22 protein-coding genes are annotated in these 18399 nt (G+C 60.9%); 8 read left to right on the plus strand and 14 right to left on the minus strand.

Going from position 1 to position 18399, the window contains the following annotated elements:
- Positions 1 to 32 precede the first annotated feature (32 nt).
- Genes NVB75_RS29505 through NVB75_RS29515 form a run of 3 tightly spaced genes read right to left on the minus strand, consistent with a single transcriptional unit; the run spans position 33 to position 1074 of the window.
- Complete coding sequence (locus NVB75_RS29505) at positions 33 to 374, minus strand: hypothetical protein (protein WP_258344542.1); 342 nt, start codon at positions 372 to 374, stop codon at positions 33 to 35.
- Entirely contained in the window at positions 371 to 757 is a 387-nt protein-coding gene (locus NVB75_RS29510) for a phage holin family protein (protein WP_063032049.1), read from the minus strand. Before NVB75_RS29510 ends, NVB75_RS29505 begins: the two co-directional genes overlap by 4 nt.
- 2 nt (positions 758 to 759) lie before the next feature.
- A complete protein-coding gene (locus NVB75_RS29515) occupies positions 760 to 1074 on the minus strand; it encodes a YqjD family protein (RefSeq protein ID WP_026078283.1) in 315 nt (104 codons plus the stop codon).
- A gap of 348 nt (positions 1075 to 1422) precedes the next feature.
- Here NVB75_RS29515 and NVB75_RS29520 point away from each other — a divergent pair, with 348 nt between their 5' ends.
- Positions 1423 to 2631: an ammonium transporter gene (locus tag NVB75_RS29520; RefSeq protein WP_258344543.1), complete on the plus strand. Its 1209-nt coding sequence runs from the start codon at positions 1423 to 1425 to the stop codon at positions 2629 to 2631.
- Here the strand turns inward: NVB75_RS29520 and NVB75_RS29525 are convergent.
- Positions 2618 to 4339, minus strand: coding sequence for a monovalent cation:proton antiporter-2 (CPA2) family protein (locus tag NVB75_RS29525; protein ID WP_258344544.1), 1722 nt, complete (start codon positions 4337 to 4339; stop codon positions 2618 to 2620). The genes NVB75_RS29520 and NVB75_RS29525 overlap by 14 nt on opposite strands.
- A 141-nt stretch (positions 4340 to 4480) precedes the next feature.
- Here NVB75_RS29525 and NVB75_RS29530 point away from each other — a divergent pair, with 141 nt between their 5' ends.
- The 3 genes from NVB75_RS29530 (at position 4481) to NVB75_RS29540 (ending at position 6083) form a co-directional block, all read left to right on the plus strand.
- Positions 4481 to 4717, plus strand: coding sequence for a glutaredoxin family protein (locus tag NVB75_RS29530; protein ID WP_258344545.1), 237 nt, complete (start codon positions 4481 to 4483; stop codon positions 4715 to 4717).
- 74 nt (positions 4718 to 4791) lie between these two features.
- Positions 4792 to 5127: a hypothetical protein gene (locus NVB75_RS29535; RefSeq protein ID WP_003209087.1), complete on the plus strand. Its 336-nt coding sequence runs from the start codon at positions 4792 to 4794 to the stop codon at positions 5125 to 5127.
- A 65-nt stretch (positions 5128 to 5192) separates the two neighbouring features.
- Positions 5193 to 6083 (plus strand): pseudouridine synthase, encoded by an 891-nt coding sequence (locus tag NVB75_RS29540; protein WP_258348776.1) that lies wholly within the window; start codon positions 5193 to 5195, stop codon positions 6081 to 6083.
- Between the two features lie 57 nt (positions 6084 to 6140).
- Here NVB75_RS29540 and NVB75_RS29545 read toward each other — a convergent pair whose 3' ends face one another.
- Together NVB75_RS29545 and mobA are read right to left on the minus strand one after the other, a co-directional pair.
- Positions 6141 to 6362: a YgdI/YgdR family lipoprotein gene (locus tag NVB75_RS29545; protein ID WP_258344546.1), complete on the minus strand. Its 222-nt coding sequence runs from the start codon at positions 6360 to 6362 to the stop codon at positions 6141 to 6143.
- An 80-nt stretch (positions 6363 to 6442) separates the two neighbouring features.
- Complete coding sequence (mobA, locus tag NVB75_RS29550; RefSeq protein WP_258344547.1) at positions 6443 to 7045, minus strand: molybdenum cofactor guanylyltransferase MobA; 603 nt, start codon at positions 7043 to 7045, stop codon at positions 6443 to 6445.
- Positions 7046 to 7120: 75 nt separating this feature from the next.
- On the opposite strand from mobA, the gene moaB reads away from it, so the two are divergent.
- The gene (moaB, locus tag NVB75_RS29555) at positions 7121 to 7660 is read left to right on the plus strand and encodes a molybdenum cofactor biosynthesis protein B (protein WP_076017373.1); all 540 of its coding nucleotides are present in this window, start codon (positions 7121 to 7123) and stop codon (positions 7658 to 7660) included.
- Positions 7644 to 8870 (plus strand): gephyrin-like molybdotransferase Glp, encoded by a 1227-nt coding sequence (glp, locus tag NVB75_RS29560; protein WP_258344548.1) that lies wholly within the window; start codon positions 7644 to 7646, stop codon positions 8868 to 8870. The genes moaB and glp overlap by 17 nt, the downstream gene beginning before the upstream one ends.
- Positions 8871 to 9013: 143 nt before the next feature.
- Here glp and NVB75_RS29565 read toward each other — a convergent pair whose 3' ends face one another.
- The 5 genes from NVB75_RS29565 to minC all read right to left on the minus strand — a co-directional run bounded on the left by NVB75_RS29565 (position 9014) and on the right by minC (position 13310).
- Complete coding sequence (locus NVB75_RS29565) at positions 9014 to 10303, minus strand: M18 family aminopeptidase (protein ID WP_087694780.1); 1290 nt, start codon at positions 10301 to 10303, stop codon at positions 9014 to 9016.
- Positions 10304 to 10474: 171 nt separating this feature from the next.
- Entirely contained in the window at positions 10475 to 11110 is a 636-nt protein-coding gene (locus tag NVB75_RS29570) for an RluA family pseudouridine synthase (RefSeq protein WP_008432172.1), read from the minus strand.
- 191 nt (positions 11111 to 11301) lie between these two features.
- Positions 11302 to 11556 (minus strand): cell division topological specificity factor MinE, encoded by a 255-nt coding sequence (minE, locus tag NVB75_RS29575; protein WP_003175252.1) that lies wholly within the window; start codon positions 11554 to 11556, stop codon positions 11302 to 11304.
- A gap of 3 nt (positions 11557 to 11559) precedes the next feature.
- The gene (gene minD / locus NVB75_RS29580) at positions 11560 to 12372 is read right to left on the minus strand and encodes a septum site-determining protein MinD (protein ID WP_003209098.1); all 813 of its coding nucleotides are present in this window, start codon (positions 12370 to 12372) and stop codon (positions 11560 to 11562) included.
- A gap of 200 nt (positions 12373 to 12572) precedes the next feature.
- Complete coding sequence (minC, locus tag NVB75_RS29585) at positions 12573 to 13310, minus strand: septum site-determining protein MinC (protein WP_017479977.1); 738 nt, start codon at positions 13308 to 13310, stop codon at positions 12573 to 12575.
- Between the two features lie 118 nt (positions 13311 to 13428).
- Here minC and NVB75_RS29590 point away from each other — a divergent pair, with 118 nt between their 5' ends.
- Together NVB75_RS29590 and NVB75_RS29595 are read left to right on the plus strand one after the other, a co-directional pair.
- Positions 13429 to 14364 carry a lipid A biosynthesis lauroyl acyltransferase gene (locus NVB75_RS29590; RefSeq protein WP_258344549.1) on the plus strand — a complete coding sequence of 312 codons (936 nt, stop codon included), beginning with the start codon at positions 13429 to 13431 and terminating at the stop codon, positions 14362 to 14364.
- A gap of 32 nt (positions 14365 to 14396) precedes the next feature.
- Positions 14397 to 15542, plus strand: coding sequence for a patatin-like phospholipase family protein (locus tag NVB75_RS29595; protein ID WP_258344550.1), 1146 nt, complete (start codon positions 14397 to 14399; stop codon positions 15540 to 15542).
- 113 nt (positions 15543 to 15655) lie between these two features.
- Here the strand turns inward: NVB75_RS29595 and NVB75_RS29600 are convergent, their stop codons facing one another.
- Genes NVB75_RS29600 through NVB75_RS29610 form a run of 3 tightly spaced genes read right to left on the minus strand, consistent with a single transcriptional unit; the run spans position 15656 to position 18229 of the window.
- Positions 15656 to 16441 carry an outer membrane protein OmpK gene (locus NVB75_RS29600; protein WP_258344551.1) on the minus strand — a complete coding sequence of 262 codons (786 nt, stop codon included), beginning with the start codon at positions 16439 to 16441 and terminating at the stop codon, positions 15656 to 15658.
- On the minus strand, positions 16438 to 16833 hold the full coding sequence (locus NVB75_RS29605) for a hypothetical protein (protein WP_258344552.1): 396 nt from the start codon (positions 16831 to 16833) through the stop codon (positions 16438 to 16440). The genes NVB75_RS29600 and NVB75_RS29605 overlap by 4 nt, the downstream gene beginning before the upstream one ends.
- 43 nt (positions 16834 to 16876) lie before the next feature.
- Positions 16877 to 18229 (minus strand): nucleobase:cation symporter-2 family protein, encoded by a 1353-nt coding sequence (locus NVB75_RS29610; RefSeq protein WP_258344553.1) that lies wholly within the window; start codon positions 18227 to 18229, stop codon positions 16877 to 16879.
- Between the last annotated feature and the right edge of the window lie 170 nt (positions 18230 to 18399).

The raw sequence follows: 18399 nt of genomic DNA on the forward strand, positions 1-18399 counted from the left end.
TGATCTGTTTGCAAGAATGCAGCCAGCGCGGCTTAACTTTTGCGCGAAGCACCTTGCATGGCCAATTTGATCAACGGGATCAGACCGGCGCCAAGCCGCACCAGGCGGGTCATGGTGCCGATTCCGCTGCCCTTGGCGCCTTTACCGGTAAGAAAGCCCAACAGTGTCACCACGCCCACGCCCCACAGCGGCGCGTGCTTGATGCCAAAACCGTCCTGCCAACTCTGGCCCATGTTGCGGACCTTTTGCAGCGGCAGCATCAGTTGCTGGGACTCGTGACGGATTTCCTGGCGGTGCATTTCCATGCGCAGGCGGATCAACGCCTTGCGCATTTCTCGCCGGGAAGTGTTGTGCGGCAATTCAGTCATGCTCATGGCAGCAGGCGCTCCCGGTCGTTGGCCAGCTCTTCGAGGGTGGCGTGGAACGGCGTGGACTCATCGAACACCGCCGCCTTCAGGCGCAACCCGCAGAATGCTGCGGCCAGTATGTAGAACACACACAGGCTGATGATCCCGGTCAGGCGGTAGGTATCCCACACCAGAATCATCACCAGCGCCGACAAGCCCACCAGCAACAGAAGGGCAAACACCAGCGCCAAGCCGGCGAACAGCAACAGGCTGACGGTGCGGGCTTTCTGCTCCTGCAACTCGATGCCAAACAGCTCGACGTGGCTGTGCAGCAAACCCAGGACAGCCGCGCCCAGGCGCCGCGATGTAGAACTTGGGCCCGTGGTCGAGCCGGATTCGCCGATAGACATGATTAGCGCCTTGTAGCCAGCAGGCCGATCAAAAAGCCTACGCCGGCTGCAATGCCGACGGACTGCCATGGGTTGGCCTGGACATAATCCTCAGTGGCCGTGACCGCCGCCTGGCCGCGTTCGCGCAGCGAGTCTTCGGTCAATTGCAGGGTTTCACGGGCCTTGAGCAGGCTGTCGTGAATCTTGCTGCGCAGCTCGTCTGCCTGGTCACCGGCGAGAATCGCCGTGTCGTCCAGCAGCTTCTCGGTATCGCTGACCAGGGTTTGAAAATCCGCCATCAGTATTTCTTGAGCAGTCTTTGCCGTTTTTCTGGCCATGGTTATCTCCGTGAGTAGCTGGTCTGTTTACTTTTGGTTTCGAGTCACCGGCATCGGTGAAGGTTCACTGCAATTGTCTGGTACAGCTTTTGCTTTGCCTTGGTGCGCAGGCCTGGGGCCTTGCGCTGAATCCGGGCGGTTGGGGCTCAAACCCTGAAAAACCTTACCCTAAATAACTAAAACTCGCGGAAAAACCCTGTCGGATTCTGCCTTTCTCAATGATCGCTGCGCTAAACCGGTTCACGGCCTCAAAAGAAGGTCGAGCCCTGGGTGCCAATTTAGTGCGCGTCATGAAGGTCATGAACTGCTTTGGTGCTTTTTCCTGCATGTGCAGGCCTGCCATCCTCCATGGAAAATTTGCAAAGCGCGGTGGACACCCTCGTCCACAGTTCCAACACGCTGTTCATTCTGATTGGTGCGGTCATGGTCCTGGCCATGCATGCCGGCTTTGCCTTCCTGGAAGTCGGCACCGTGCGCCAGAAGAACCAGGTCAATGCCCTGTCGAAAATCCTCAGTGACTTCGCCATCTCCACACTGGCCTATTTCTTTATAGGCTATTGGATCTCCTACGGCGTGACCTTCATGCAACCGGCGGCGGTGATCAGTGCCGACCACGGCTACGGCCTGGTGAAATTCTTCTTCCTGCTGACCTTCGCCGCAGCGATCCCGGCGATCATTTCCGGGGGGATTGCCGAGCGTGCACGTTTTGCGCCGCAACTGTGCGCCACCGCGTTGATCGTAGCCTTCATCTACCCGTTTTTCGAAGGCATGGTGTGGAATGGCAATTACGGGCTGCAAGCTTGGTTGCTGGCCAGCTTCGGCGCGAGCTTCCATGACTTTGCCGGCAGCGTGGTGGTGCACGCCATGGGCGGTTGGCTGGCACTGGCGGCGGTGTTGCTGCTCGGCCCACGCCAGGGACGTTATCGGGAAGGGCGCCTGGTGGCGTTCGCGCCGTCGAGCATTCCATTCCTCGCGTTGGGCTCGTGGATCTTGATTGTCGGCTGGTTCGGCTTCAACGTCATGAGTGCGCAAACCCTGTCGGGGGTCAGCGGGCTGGTGGCGGTCAACTCGTTGATGGCGATGGTCGGCGGCACCGTGGCGGCATTGGTCATCGGGCGTAACGACCCAGGCTTCTTGCACAACGGTCCGCTGGCCGGGTTGGTCGCGATCTGTGCCGGCTCCGACCTGATGCACCCGGTGGGCGCACTGGTGACTGGCGCGGTGGCGGGCGGCTTGTTCGTCTGGTTCTTTATCGCGGCCCAGGACCGCTGGAAGATCGATGATGTGCTGGGTGTATGGCCGCTGCACGGGCTGTGCGGCGTGTGGGGCGGGATTGCCTGCGGGATCTTCGGCCAGACCGCCCTGGGTGGTTTGGGCGGCGTGAGCCTGATCAGCCAGTTGATCGGCACCGCGCTGGGTGTGGTGGTAGCCCTGGCCGGCGGCTTCCTGGTGTATGGGGTGATCAAGCGCGTTTACGGCCTTCGCTTAAGCCAGGAAGAGGAGTATTACGGCGCGGACTTGTCGATCCACAAGATTGGGGCGGTCAGTCAGGATTGAGGGGCGTGTCACCTCCGCTATGGTTGAAGCCCTGTAGCAGCTGATAGCGGCTCTGGCGCACCTCATCCACGCGGTCCTTCACCTGCTGGTCCGACAACCCCAGCAGGATCAGCGCGTGGGAGGCGAGCATCAGGCTCGACTCCAGCAACTCGGGGACCACTTCCGTGGCGCCGGCGGCTTTCAGTTCGGCCAGTTGACTGTCGTCACGGGTGCGCACCAGGATCGGCACGTTCGGGTTGATCCGCCGTGCTTCGTTGAGCACGGTCAGGGCGACGTCGCTGTTGTCCACCGCGATCACCACCAGGCGCGCACGCTCCAGGCCGACGGCGCTGAGCAGGGCGCCACGGCGGCAGTCGCCGTAGTGCACGGCGCGGTCTTCGGTGGAGGCCTCCTGGACCCGCTCCGGGTCGTCATCCAGGGCGATGAAGGCTTGCTGTTCGCGGTGCAGGAAGCGTCCGATGGACTGGCCAACCCGGCCATAACCGCAGATCACCGCATGGCCTCGCAGCTCGGCGTTGAGGGCGGTGATCTCTTCAAGCTGCACTTGCTGATTGGGCTTGCGGTGCAAGCGCAGGGCAATCGCGGGTGCCGCCCTGAGCAGCAGTGGCGTCAGCAGCATCGAGCAGAACGTGGCGGCCAGCAGCAGGCTGCTGATGTCAGCTGGCATCAGGCGGCTTTGCTGCATTTGCGCCATCAAGGCGAAACAAAACTCACCGCCCTGGGCCAACGCCAAGCCACTGCGCCAGGCGGTTTCGCCGTCGCTGCCGCGCAGTTGCACCAGCAGCGCGACGACGCAGCCTTTGATCAGCATCAGGGTGAGGGTCAGGCCGAGAATCAACAGGCTGTGGCTGATAAACAATTGCAGGTCGATCAGCATGCCGATGCTGACAAAAAACAGTCCCAGCAGGATGTCGCGAAACGGTCGGATATCGGCTTCGATCTGATGGCGGTAATGGCTTTCTCCCAGCAGCATGCCAGCGAGAAAAGCGCCAAGGGCCGGGGACAGGCCCAGCAGGTGCGTCAGCCAGGCGGTGAGCAGCACAATCACCAGTGCCAGCAGCACGAACAACTCGGCCGAATGGGACGCTGCCACCTCACGGAACAAACGCGGCAGTAACCAGCGGCTGGCCAGCAGCAGGCCGAGGAACAGCACCACGGTTTTGCCCAGGGTCAGTGGCAATGCCCAGTACCAGGCTTGCTCGCTGTTACCGGCGAACACTGGCACCAGGGTCAGCAGCAATACGGCCACTACATCCTGGAACAGCAATACCCCAATCGCATTCTGGCCATGGCTGCTGAAGATTTCGCCAAGGCTGGTCAGCTCCTTGCTGACGATGGCGGTAGACGACAACGCCAGTCCAGCACCGAGCAACAGCGCGGTCGTCGGCGACAGGCCGAACAGTGCCAGCAAACCGCCCAGCAGCAACCCGCAGCACAGTACCTGCAGGCTGCCCAAGCCAAACACCACCCGGCGCAGGCTGAGCATTTTGCTCAGGGAAAACTCCAGGCCCAGGGAAAACAGTAGGAACACCACACCCAGTTCGGCAAGGTCTGGCAACTCTTCGCTGTCATTGACCCAATCGAGCGCGGTGGGGCCTACGGCCAGGCCCACACACAGATAGCCCAGTACCGGTGGCAGTTGCAGGCGACGAAACAACGCAATCACCACCAGGGAGGAGGCCAGGATAATCAGCAGGTTGGCAAACACGTGCAGCTCCATTGCAGGTATTACGGGAAAAAAGTCGCGAGAGTCGCTGAATCAGTTATACGCCATGCTGATCTGGGTCAGGCTTTTGCAGTGCCCCGACGCTGTTAGAATAGGCACCTGATTCTTCTCGGACCCTTTGCCATGCTTCCTGAATGTCAGTTGTTCGGCACCTTGGGCTGCCATCTTTGCGAGATTGCCGAAGCGGAAATCATGCCGTTGGTCGAACACGGCCTGCTGGTGGAGTTGGTGGATATCGCCGATTCCGAGTCCCTGTCTGAAGCCTACGGCCTGCGGATTCCGGTGCTGCGCCGGGTGGACACAGGCGCTGAGCTGAACTGGCCGTTCGATGAAGCGCAGGTGGTGAGCTTTCTCCTCTAGCACTCGGCGATGGCGAGTTCCCGATTATTCAGTTACTGTATGTTTGTACAGCGATTGAATAAGAGGGAACGCCCGTGGTGAATGTTGAACAACTGAAAAGCAGCGTCAATCGCATGTCTGCCGATGTCGTGCGCGACGCGGTGAACGAGCTGCGCCTCGATGGCCTGGTCACGGAAGGCAAGACGCCCTTTAACAAAGTGCACTTCAATACCTGCTTTGCCGAGATCGAGGCGCTGTTCCAGCGTGCCGGTTATCACAAGCAGTTGGATGTGGTGGGCTATCAGGGCTTGCTGTATGCGCTTTACGATCCGGGCCGCTGGGAAGCGGTGGATGTGCTGCGCTGGCTCAAGGAATTCACCGAGGCGGCCAGTGCGTCGCCAGTGCTGCGCGCGGAATTGGCCAAGGCTTGAATCTGTGCTGGGCCTGATCCGGCCGCATGCGGGATAATGCCCGCCTGTATGTCCATGCGTTGAGCCTGCCCATGTCCGTTTTTTCCGCTGCCCAGCATCAAGCCAGCACCTTGTACCTGCCGCCGGGCGCCTGGGCCACCGTGCTGGATTGCCTGTGTGAGCACTTTCCGGCCATCAGTCGCGAACAATGGCTGGATCGCGTCGCCAGGGGGCGGGTGCTGGACATCAATGGCGCTCCCATCAGTCTGGATCTCGCCTACCGCGAAGGCCTGTGCATCTACTACTTTCGCGAAGTGCCGAACGAGAAAGTGATCCCGGTGCAGGAGACCATCCTCTACGCCGATGAACACCTGGTGGTGGCCGACAAGCCGCACTTCCTGCCGGTCACGCCTGCCGGTGAATACGTCGAGCAGACCCTGTTGCGGCGTTTGATCCGTCGCCTGGACAACCCGGCCCTGGTGCCGCTGCATCGCATCGATCGGCATACCGCGGGGCTGGTGCTGTTTTCGGCAAACCCGCAGACGCGCTCGGCGTATCAACAGCTGTTTCCCACGCGCAAGATCGACAAGTTCTACGAAGCCATTGCTCCGGCATTACCTGGGTTGGTCTTTCCGCTGGTGCACAAAAGCCGGCTGGTGGATGGTGAGCCGTTCTTTCGCATGCAGGAAGGCGAAGGGGCGAGCAATACCGAGACAGCCGTAGAGGTGCGGGAAAAGAATGGCGACCTGTGGCGCTATGGGCTGTTTCCGGTGACCGGCAAGAAACATCAGTTGCGGGTGCACATGACGGCGTTGGGCGCGAGTATCTGCAACGATCCGTTCTACCCTGACGTCATCAAGGATGCGCAGGACGACTACGCCAACCCACTCAAGCTGCTGGCCCAAGGCGTGCGTTTCATCGACCCGGTCACCGGTCTGGAGCGAAACTTTCGCAGCGAGATCAGCCTGGACTGGTAAACCCCAGATACGAAAAAGCCCGCATTACGCGGGCTTTTTCGTATCTGGCGTTAAGACTTACAGGTCTTTAACAGTGCGAACCTGATCCTTGTTGATCCGGGTTTGCTTACCATCCAGCTGTTGAAATTCATAGAAGCCGGTGGCTTTGTCGAAACTTGGAGTGTCGACGGCCTGGATTTCGCGACCGTCATTCAGGGTGATCACTGTAGGCGAGGCGCAACCGGCAAGGGTAGCGAGGCCCAGTGCAAGCATGAGAGCGGCGATGGTCCGTTGAGTCATGAGTTTGTCTCCGAGAGAATGCTTTGTTGAGTACTGACCTTGTGACGTGTGCAACGTCGGCAAAGTTCCTTGTTCGACGTTCATTCTGACACGCTGGGCGGGCGGTGCAACAACTCCGGTGTATTGAGGTTGGCCAGGCGTGGGTCGTCGGCGGGGCAATCCAGGGCCAGGGCCCCCAGCGCCTGCATGATCCGGCGCGGGCTGCGCTCGCCGGCGGCCCAGGCCTCATCGAACCGCTCGCGCAGCCGCGTCGGTATGACGCAGAGCAATGGCTCCCAGAAATCGCCGTGGCGCACCATCACCGGCAACAACGGATGTTGCTGCGCCGTGCTGCGCAGGCCGGCGAGCAATCGCGCGTCGATCTGCGGCACATCGCACGGCAATACCAGCAGATGCCCATGCTGCGCCACCGCCAGTCCTGCGCGGATGCCGGCCAGTGGCCCGGGGAAATCCGGGCTGTCATCGCCAACCAATTGATCGGCGTAGGCCGTGTACTGCGGCTGGTTGCGATTGCAGGAGATGATCAGGTCGTCGGTCAAAGGCCGCACCAGATGGTGCAGGTGCGCAATCAACGGCTGGCCGTGCCAGTCGAGCAGGCCCTTGTCGAGGCCGCCCATGCGCTGGCCACGGCCGCCGGCCAGCAACAGCACGGAGCAGGGCAGAGGGGAAGAATGGCTTGGCATGACGGCTCCTGCGGGCAGTGAAACGGGGGGCTGTGATATAACATCGGGCTGTTCCTTCGACAACCGGACCGAGCCATGAAAGCCAAGGCTGATGCGCCCTTTGTACCCCTGAATATTGCTGTATTGACGGTCAGTGACACCCGCACCCTGGAAACCGACACCTCGGGCCAGGTCTTCGTCGACCGCCTGACCGCCGCCGGCCACCTGCTGGCCGAGCGGGTTCTGCTTAAAGATGATCTGTACAAAATCCGTGCGCAAGTGGCGCACTGGATTGCCGAAGACGTGGTGCAAGTGGTGTTGATCACCGGCGGCACTGGCTTCACCGGCCGCGACAGCACCCCGGAAGCGGTGAGCTGCCTGCTGGATAAACAGGTGGATGGTTTCGGCGAACTGTTCCGGCAAATCTCCGTGGCCGATATCGGCACTTCCACCGTGCAGTCCCGCGCCCTGGCCGGCCTGGCCAATGGCACCCTGGTGTGCTGCCTGCCGGGCTCCACCAACGCGGTGCGCACCGGTTGGGACGGGATTCTCGCCGAGCAACTGGATAACCGTCACCGCCCGTGCAACTTCGTCGCGCATTTGAAGCAGGCCGAGCCCTGTGAATCCCGTGGGTAAGCCGGGCAAGACCGGTGCGTTGATGCCGGTAGAAGACGCCCTCGAACAACTGCTGGCGATGGCCGAGGCTGCGCCGATTCGTGAGCAGGAAACGTTGCCGTTGGCGGAGTGTGACGGGCGGGTGTTGGCGCAGGCGTTGATCTCGACCCTGGACTTGCCGCCCTGGCCCAACAGCGCCATGGACGGTTACGCCCTGCGCCTGGCGGACTGGACCGGCGAGCCATTGGTGGTCAGCCAGCGCATTTTCGCAGGCACGGCACCGGAGCCTTTGGCCGCCGGCACCTGTGCGCGAATCTTCACCGGTGCCCCGGTACCGGAAGGCGCGGACTGCGTTGAGATGCAGGAAAACGCCGTGGTCCACCCCGATCAGCGGGTGAGCTTCACCGAAGCGTTGCAGGTGGATCAAAACATCCGTCCCCAAGGCCAGGAAACCACGGTCGGCGAACTGGTATTGCCCGCCGGCACACGTCTTGGCCCGATCGAGTTGGGCCTGGCGGCTTCGCTGGGTCGTGATCGGCTGGAGGTGGTGCGACGCGCCCGCGTGGCCGTGCTGTCCACCGGCGACGAGTTGATTGAACCGGGCCTGCCGCTGGGGCCCGGGCAGATCTACAACAGTAATCGCCGGGTGCTGTGCAGCTGGCTGGAGCGCCTGGGCTGCGAAGTGGTGGACGCCGGGATCCTGCCGGATGACCTGGAACAAACCCGCGAACGCCTGGGCGCGCTGGGCTCGGTGGACCTGATTCTGTCCACCGGCGGTGTGTCGGTGGGCGAGGCGGATTTTCTCGGGATTGCACTGCGGGAAGAGGGCGAGCTGGCGCTGTGGAAGCTGGCGATCAAGCCGGGCAAGCCGCTGACGTTCGGGCATTTCCGTGGTGTACCGGTGATCGGTTTGCCGGGCAATCCGGCATCGACCCTGGTGACCTTTGCCTTGCTGGCACGGCCTTACCTGTTGCGCCGCCAGGGCGTGGAAGACGTGCAGCCGTTGCGCATAGAGGTGCCGGTGGGGTTTGTCTGGGCCAAGCCGGGGAATCGCCGTGAGTATCTGCGCGGGCGGCTGGAGCAGGGCAAGGCGATCATCTACCGCAACCAGAGCTCGGGTGTGCTGCGCAGTGCGGCGTGGGCTGAAGGTTTGGTAGAGGTGCTGGAAGGGACGACGCTGGAGATCGGTGATCGGGTCAACTTCATTCCGTTGAGTGAAGTCTTGAACTGAGCCCGATCTATCAAACAATGAACATCAAAATGTGGGAGCGGGCTTGCTCGCGAATGCGGTGTGTCAGTCGCCGAATGAGCTAACTGATCCACTGCATTCGCGAGCAAGCCCGCTCCCACATTTGATTTGTGTTCATCCTGCAATCAAGGCAAATCACGACTCGCGTAAAACGCACTCAACACCTTCACCAGGTGCGCCAGGTCGTGGCTGCCGCACAGCTCGCGAATCGAGTGCATGGCAAACGTTGGCAAGCCGATATCCACGGTGCGCACGCCCAGGTGGCTGGCGGTGATCGGGCCGATGGTCGAGCCGCAACCCATGTCGCTGCGAACCACAAAGCTCTGCACCGGCACTTCTTCGGCCATGCACAGGTGGCGGAAGAACCCGGCGGTTTCGCTGTTGGTGGCGTAGCGCTGGTTGCTGTTGACCTTGATGACCGGGCCGGCATTGAGTTTCGGGCCGTGGTTGGCGTCGTGCTTCTCGGCGTAGTTGGGGTGCACGCCGTGGGCGTTGTCGGCAGACACCAGCAGCGACTTCTGGATAGTGCGTACGAATTCATCACCTTCTGGCAGCAGGCGGCGCAGGGTCTGCTCCAGCATCGGGCCGTCGGCACCGCAGGCGGAGCACGAGCCGACTTCTTCGTGGTCGTTGCACACCAGCACGCAGGTTTCGTCGGTTTCGGCGGTGAGCAGGGCTTGCAGGCCGGCGTAGCACGACAGCAGGTTGTCGAGGCGGGCGCCGGCGATAAAGTCGCCGTTGAGGCCAATCACCGCGGCGCTCTGGGTGTCGTAGAAGCTCAGCTCATAGTCGAGCACCACGTCGGCGTTCAAACCGTGTTCACGAGCCAGTTGCTCGGTCAGCACTGCGCGGAAGTCCACGCGCTCGTCACCGGCGAACTGCGCAAGGATCGGCGGCAGTTCGGTCTGGGCATTGATCGCCCAACCCTGGTTGGCTTCTCGGTTCAGGTGAATGGCCAGGTTGGGGATGATCGCGATGGGCAGCTTGAAGTCGATCAACTGGCTTTCTACCTTGCCGTCACGGCGGAAGGTCACGCGGCCGGCCAGGGACAGATCGCGGTCGAACCAAGGCGCCAGCAGCGCGCCGCCGTACACTTCCACACCCAGTTGCCAGAAGCCCTGGCGTTGCAGTTCAGGCTGTGGCTTGACCCGCAGGCACGGGCTGTCGGTGTGGGCACCGACCAGGCGAATACCGCCTTGCAGGGGCGAGTGGCGGCCGAGTTTGAAGGCGATGATCGAGGAGTCGTTGCGGGTGACGTAGTAGCGACCGTTGGCCTCGGTGGCCCAGGTCTCGCGCTCGTCGAGACGCTGGAAACCGGCTGCTTCCAGGCGCTGTGCAAGGGCGGCGGTGGCATGGAATGGGGTAGGGGAGGCCTTGAGGAAGTCGATCAGGCCTTGGTTCAACTCTTCGCGCATAAGTAGCTCCAGACAGCAATGGCGCGAGTTTACCGTCCGACGGGATAAGTGCACAGAACAAATGTGGGAGCGGGCTTGCTCGCGAATGCGGTGGACCAGTTAGCTCATTCAGCGACTGACACACCGCATTCGCGAGCAAGCCCGCTCCCACATTTTAATTGCGTTTACAGGTTAAAACGGCGCGGGGCACTCGAAGCGCAGGCGCTCGCCGCTCTGGGGATGGGTGAAGCTCAACATGCTGGCATGCAGGCACAGGCGCGGCCAGGCCGCCAAGGCCTGCTCATGGGCGTACAAACCATCGCCCAACAACGGATGCCCGATGGACAGCATGTGCACACGCAGTTGATGTGAACGGCCGGTGATCGGCGTCAGCTCAACCCGGCACCAGTCGCCGCATCGTTCCAGGACTTTCCAGAAGGTCAGCGCGTTCTTGCCGAACTCGTGATCCACCACATGCCGTGGCTTGGTCGGCGGGTCGTAGCGCAATGGCAAGTCGATGCTGCCGCTGTCCAGTTCCGGTTGGCCCCAGCAGAGTGCGGTGTAGGCTTTTTCGGTTTCCCGGTCATGAAACTGGCGCGACAGTTCACGGTGGGTGTCGGCGTCGCGGGCCAGCAGGATGATGCCCGACGTTTCCCAGTCCAGGCGATGGACGATGCGGGCTTCGGGGTAGCCGTTTTCCTGCAGGCGGGTGATCAGGCAGTCCTTGTTGTCGTCGGCGCGACCGGGCACCGAGAGCAGCAGGGTAGGCTTGTTCACCACCAGGACAGCAGCGTCCTGATGAAGGATGTGGACATTGGACAACGGCATTAAAACAGCCTCGTAACAAACGCCAACGGCGGCTGGGTTGCCGAAGTTCCTGTAGGAGCGAGCTTGCTCGCGAAAGACTCAAGAACAACACGCTCATTCAGGATGAGCGCGTTATCGTTAACGTCCTTCGCGAGCAAGCTCGCTGCTACAGAAGCCCAGTAACCGAGCCGCCGTGGAGACCGCCTTTTCGATCAACGATCAGGCAGGGTGATATTGAGTTCCAGAATCGAGCAGCTGCCGTCATTTTCCAGGGCGACATGCACGTCATCGTTACCGATATTGACGTACTTGCGGATCACCTCCACCAGTTCCTTCTGCAAGGCTGGCAGGTAATCCGGGGTGCTGCGTTGGCCGCGTTCGTGCGCCACGATGATCTGTAGACGCTCTTTCGCTACCGACGCGGTACTTGGCTTTTTGTTGGCGCGAAAGAAGTCGAGAAATTTCATTGTTTAGTTGCCTCCAAAGATACGCTCGAAGAATCCCTTCTTCTTAACATCGAGGAAGCGATGTTCCACGGTCTTGCCCAGCAAGCGATCAACTGCATCGCTGTACGCCTGGCCGGCGTCGCTCTGGTCGTCAAGAATCACCGGCACACCTTGGTTGGATGCCTTCAGGACGGCCTGGGATTCCGGGATCACACCCAGCAGGGTCACGGCGAGGATTTCCTTGACGTCTTCAACACCGAGCATTTCGCCGTTGCTGACGCGCTCAGGGTTGTAGCGGGTCAGCAGCAGGTGTTCCTTGATCGGGTCTTCACCTTTCTCGGCGCGCTGGGACTTGCTGGCCAGCAGGCCGAGCATGCGGTCCGAGTCACGTACCGACGACACTTCCGGGTTGGTCACGACGATGGCTTCGTCGGCGAAGTACATCGCCAGGTGAGCGCCGGTTTCGATACCCGCCGGGGAGTCGCACACTACGTATTCGAAGGTTTCCTTCAGTTCGGCGAGGACTTTGCCTACGCCTTCCTTGGTCAACGCATCTTTGTCGCGGGTCTGGCTGGCGGCCAGCACGTAAAGGTTCTCAAGGCGCTTGTCCTTGATCAGGGCCTGTTGCAGGTTGGCTTCGCCGTTGACCACGTTGACGAAGTCGTACACCACGCGGCGTTCGCATCCCATGATCAGGTCGAGGTTACGCAAGCCGACGTCGAAGTCGACGATGACTGTCTTGTGGCCGCGCAGAGCGAGGCCGGTACCGATAGCGGCGCTGGTGGTGGTCTTACCCACACCACCCTTGCCGGATGTAACCACGAGAATCTTGGCCAAGGTGTTTCACCCCTAAGGAAAAAGGACGTTCAGTCCCTGAAAAACATCTCTTGATACTCGCTGCAGGCGGACAGCCTTTGTAGGAAAAAGATGTGGTTTCCGTAGGGGAAACGCCAGCTTTCAATTATTCCTACACAAGTATTGCCGGTTTCGCTGTGCTATCAGAGTCTAGAGATGCTTGGAAAATGCGGCAGTATCCGTTAAAGACGGATGATGTTCAACACATCGCCCGACAGGCTGACTTGTACCCCGGCCCCCCACAGCGGATCGCGGCGCAAATCTTCCGAAACCTTGTACTGGCCTGCGATGGACACTAGCTCAGCGGTCAACTGCTGGCAAAAAATACGGGCCTTGGTGTCACCCTTTATGCCGGCCAGTGCACGACCGCGCATGGGGCCGTATACATGGATGTTTCCGTCGGCAAGAAGTTCCGCCCCCGGGCTTACCGGGGCGATGACCACAAGGTCGCCACCCTGGGCGTAAATCTGCTGCCCGCCCCGGACGGGAGAGGTGATGATCTTTGTCGGCTTGACCGTCGGCTCCGGCGGTTTCTCGGGTTTTTTCTTCTCTTCGCCGACCAACGGGTCGAGCGGACGCTCGCGAGCACCCGACGGCGGCAGTACTGGCAGTTCAATAGCGATCGCCGCGGCAATGTCTTCGATGCGGCTGGCACGAATCGCCAGGGTGCGCAGGCCATGCTGGCGGCACACACGCATCAACCCGGGCAGGTCGACAGCGCCCTGGCCGGCCGGGAGTTTGTCCAGGGCCAGTACCAGCGGCGCATTGTTGAAGAAGTTCGGCGCCAGGGCGACCTTGGCGGCGAGCTGGCGGTCCAGGGCGTCAAGGTCATTGCGGGCCAGTTCCAGCACGGTAATGGCGAGCATGCTGCCTTTCAACTGGAACACGGGATCTTGGTCTAGCGGTTCGGTTTGGCTCATGGTCGGCAAAGCGGCTTGTCACGAAAAGTGTCGAGACTTATAACGAGAACATCCGCTAGCCGCAAGCCGGGTCGAACCGTTGTAGAATGCGCGGCCGTTGTCTTTACCGGAATCTTTAATGGATCGCCCGCGTTTTCGAGCTGTATTTTTTCACCCGCGTTTCTGGCTGCTATGGCTGGGGCTCGGTTTGCTGTGGCTGGTTGTGCAGTTGCCGTACCGGGCTTTACTGGGGATTGGCCGTGTCTTGGGTGCGGGAATGTACCGGGTGGCCGGTGAACGTCGACGCATTGCCGCGCGAAACCTGGAACTGTGCTTCCCGGAAAAATCCGCCAAAGAACGTAAACATTTGCTCAAGGAAAACTTTGCCTCCACCGGCATCGCTTTTTTCGAGATGGCCATGAGCTGGTGGTGGACCCAGCCGCGCCTCGCGCGCCTGGCCCATGTCGAAGGGCTGGAGCACCTCAAGCAGGCGCAGTTGGAAGGCAAGGGCGTGATCCTCATGGCCCTGCATTTCACCACCCTGGAAATCGGCGCCGCCTTGCTCGGGCAGAAGCACACCATCGACGGCATGTACCGCGAACATGGCAACCCATTGTTCGATTTCGTCCAGCGCCGTGGCCGCGAGCGGCACAACCTTGATTCCCTGGCCGTAGAGCGTGAAGACGTGCGCGGCATGCTCAAGCTGCTGCGGGCCGGCCGTGCAATCTGGTACGCACCGGACCAGGACTACGGCGCCAAGCAAAGTATCTTTGTGCCGCTGTTCGGTATTCAGGCTGCTACCGTCACTGCCACCAGCAAGTTCGCACGCCTGGGCAAGGCGCTGGTAGTGCCGTTCACCCAGGAGCGCCTGGCCGACGGCAGCGGTTATCGCCTGGTGATCCATCCGCCGCTGACCGACTTCCCGGGTGAATCCGACGAGATCGATTGCCTGCGCATCAACCAGTGGGTCGAGGCTTCCGTGCGCGAATGCCCCGAGCAATACCTGTGGACCCACCGCCGCTTCAAGAGCCGGCCACCGGGTGAGCCTAAGCTGTACGAAAAACGCCGTCGTTGATCTGAAGTCCCCAAGCACCCTGGAGTGATGCAATGCGCCCAGCTGAACCGGTCACAGGCTTGATTCTTTCCGGCGGCGGGGCGCGGGCCGCCTATCAGGTGGGGGTATTGGCGGCGATTGCCGAGCTGTTGCCGCCGGGGGCCGCCAATCCGTTTCCGGTGATTGTCGGCACCTCGGCCGGGGCGATCAATGCGGTGAGCCTGGCCAGTGGCGCCATGGACTTTACCGCCGCCATCCAGCGCCTGACCGCCTTCTGGCAAGGCTTTCGCAGCCACCTGGTGCTGCGCAGTGACTGGCCCGGAGTGATCAGCCAGGCCAGTCGTTTCCTTATCCACAGCTTGCTGGGGGTTGGTGCGCAGGTGCCAGTGGCGCTGCTCAACAGTTCGCCGCTGCGGGATCTGTTGCGTGACAAGCTGCACCTGGAAGGTATCAACGAGGCGATCCGCCACAAACACCTGCATGCGGTGGCCGTCACCGCTTTCGGATACGAGTCCGGGCAAGCCGTGACCTTTTATCAGGGCGGCGGCACCATCGACGCCTGGCTGCGCCATCGGCGTATCGGCATTCCCACCCAACTGACCGTTGAACACCTGCTGGCCAGCTCGGCGATTCCGTTGCTGTTTGCGCCGGTCAAACTCGATCAGGAATATTTTGGCGACGGTGCAGTACGGCAATCGGCACCGATCAGTCCCGCGCTGCACCTGGGAGCCAGCCGGGTGCTGGTAGTGGGCGTCAGTGGCAACCCGCGCGGCAACGACCCTTCGAACCCGGCACGGACCTTCACCGGCCAGGAACCGACCTTGGCGCAGATCGGTGGGCACATGCTCAACAGCACGTTCATCGACAGCCTGGAAAGCGATATCGAATTGCTTGAGCGCCTGAACCAGTTCAGTCATGTATTGCCTGCCGATGCGGCGATACAGGGTTTGGCGCCGGTAGAGGTGCTGGTGATCGCACCCAGCCAGCCAATCGACGAAATCGCGGCGCGTCATCGTCAGGAATTGCCGGCGGCATTGCGCCTGTTTCTGCGTGGGCCGGGGGCGACCAAAACGAGCGGGGCGGGCGTGCTCAGTTACCTGCTGTTCGAGGCGGGGTATTGCAGCGAATTGATCGAACTGGGAAGGCGGGATGCGCTGGCCAAGCGCGAAGAGCTAAAGCGGTTTCTAGGCCTGACCTGATTCCCTGTAGGAGCGAGCTTGCTCGCGAAGAACCTGAGAGCGGCGCGTTTATTCAGAATAGGCGCGGTGTTCTTGCGGTCTTCGCGAGCAAGCTCGCTCCTACAGGAGAAACATCAGAAGTGGTACTTCACCAACAAACTCGCCGTGTCCTGATTGGTCTCGAACGCGCCGCTGTCCTGGATCCCGTACTTGTTCTTCCAGTAGTCGTATTCGATACCGACATACAGCTGCTTATCGCCCCAATGCAGCGCCTTGCCCAGGTCATATTTGATCTGTGGGTTGAAGTGCAGGTTGGCGTGGTAAGTGCCACGGGCGTTCTTGTCGTTATCCACGACCCAGTCCATAAAGCCGTCGATCAGCACATTGGAGTTGCCCACCGGGATTGTGTACGACCACACCGGTGTGATCTGCCACACACCATCACCCGGGCGATTGCCTTCGGTCTGGCGCTGGTAGAAGTTCAGCTGGAAGTAGTCGAAGCCAGGGATTGCCAGGTCGAAGCCCGGGCCGAGCAAGTACGACTCGTTGTCGCCTTCGCCGAACTCGTAAGTGAACGCCAGCAACACGTCCTTGATCGGGCCGAACGACAAGTCTTTGTCGAAGATCTTGCCGAACGACAAGCGTGGGCTGAACTCGCCGTAGTAAGTACTTGGGCCGACATTGCCGTCTTCCTTGCCGTTGTAAAAGATGCGGTCGAGGAAGAAGAAGTTGTCGCCGTACTTCCACGCATCGGCGTGTTCGAAGGTCACGGTTTGCTGGATCTGCGGGTTAACGGTGAAGTTCTTGCCCCACAGATAAGTCAGGCTGTTGTTCTGCCACTGCAGCAGATCACCGGCCATGGCCTGGCCCCCGGCCAGCAGGGATCCCGCCAGCATCAGGCTGTTCACAGTACGTTTCATTCGGTTGCTCCCGAGGTAAAGGTTTCTGGTTTTTTTTCTAAGCGGACGCTCTGGTGTGGCGTCTTTTTGCTTGCCGCAAAAATCGTCTGTTCGGTCAGCTTTAATGCTTTTAGCAAGAGCTGCGCCAAGGTGTTTAAAAAGCCAAAAAATCCCCGTCGGCTGTGATGAACACAGTCGAATTCGGAGAGTTTTTGCACACATTGGCTGCGGACTTGGGGCCCGGATAAGTTGGCCTTGCAGTCAGCTTTTACATTCGCTGTTTTTTTTTGAGTCGATTTGAGCGGGCGCCGAGAATACTGACTCCGAGGCCGGTGCTCAAGTGCGCCGTTACAGCGCGCGCGGGGCGAGAATGGGGCACGGCGCGTGGCCGGCCCCGGGTGAATGGCGTGCATGGTGTATTCCCTGATCGTTATTGTTTTTGTTGTGACGCAGGAATCAATGTGGGTGTGCGTGAGCGCTTGCGGCCGCGCGTTCGGCGCCGCCCAGAATGTTGAACAAGAGGTTCAGCGACAGCGCGCTGAGGGTGGCCATGGCGATACCGCTGTGAGTGATCGGGCTCATCCACAGCGGCAACTGTGCAAAGAACTCGGGACGTACGACCGGGATCAAACCCATGCCGATACTCACCGCCACCAGCAACTGGTTACGGCGGTCGGCGATGTCGGCTTCCTGGAGGATCTTGATCCCGGTGGCCGCCACCATGCCGAACATGGCAATCGCCGCGCCGCCCAGCACTGCGGGCGGAATCGACGCTACCAAGTACGCGGCCTTGGGCAGCAGGCTCAGCACAATCAGAAACGCCCCGGCCATGATCGTTACCGAACGGCAGCGCACACCGGTCATCTGCACCAGGCCGATGTTTTGCGCGAACGAGGAGTGGGTAAAAGTGTTGAAGAAGCCGGCAAAAAACGACGCGCCGGCATCACACAACAGGCCACGACGCAGCATCTTCGGCGTGACTTCCTGGCCGGTGATCTTGCCCAGGGCGAGGAACATCCCGGTGGACTCGACGAAGATAATCACCACCACCAGGCACATCGACAGAATCGGCGCCAACTCGAACTTCGGCATGCCGAAATGCAGCGGCGTCACCACTTGCACCCACGGTGCCTGGGCCAGGCCGCTGAGGTCGACCATGCCGATCATCCCGCACAACCCATAGCCGAGGGCCATGCCGATCAACACCGAGATATTCACCCAGAAGCCGCGCATGAAACGGTTGATCAGCAGGATGGTGGCCAGCACCAGCGCGGCAATCGCCAGGTAAATCGGTGAGCCGAACGTGGACGCCGCCGCACCACCGCCGGCCCAATTGACCGCGACGGGAAACAGCGAAAGACCAATGGCGGTGATCACGGTACCGGTCACCAGCGGTGGAAAGAAGCGCACGACCCTGGACATGAACGGCGCGATCAGCATGCCGAAAAAGCCGGCGGCGATGGTCGCGCCGAAGATCCCTTGCAGGCCGATGCCGGGCATGCCCGCCATGGCGACCATGCTGCCGACTGCGGCGAAACTGGCGCCCATCATCACCGGCATGCGAATGCCCACCGGGCCGATGCCGAATGACTGAACCATGGTTGCGATGCCCGCCACCAGCAGGTCGGCGTTGATCAGGAAGGCGATTTCTTCACGGCTCAAGCCTGCGGCCTGGCCGATGATCAAAGGCACGGCGACGGCGCCGCCGTACATCAGCAAGACGTGTTGCAGGCCTACCAGAATCAGTTGCAAGAGGGGCAGCCGCACCATGGCGGGCGCGGCAAGAGTCTGCGGTTCTAGCTGGGACATGCAACACCTCGGATCTTTTTTATTTTTGTTGTTTCAGCAATCTGTGTGGCAAAAGCGCTTGTTGTGGCGAGGGAGCTTGCTGTGGCGAGGGAGCTTGCTCCCGCTGGGCTGCGAAGCGGCCCCAAAAGAATGGGAGCGCTGCGCACTCCAGCGGGAGCAAGCTCCCTCGC

Source organism: Pseudomonas sp. CBS (assembly GCF_024734645.1).
Classification (GTDB): domain Bacteria; phylum Pseudomonadota; class Gammaproteobacteria; order Pseudomonadales; family Pseudomonadaceae; genus Aquipseudomonas.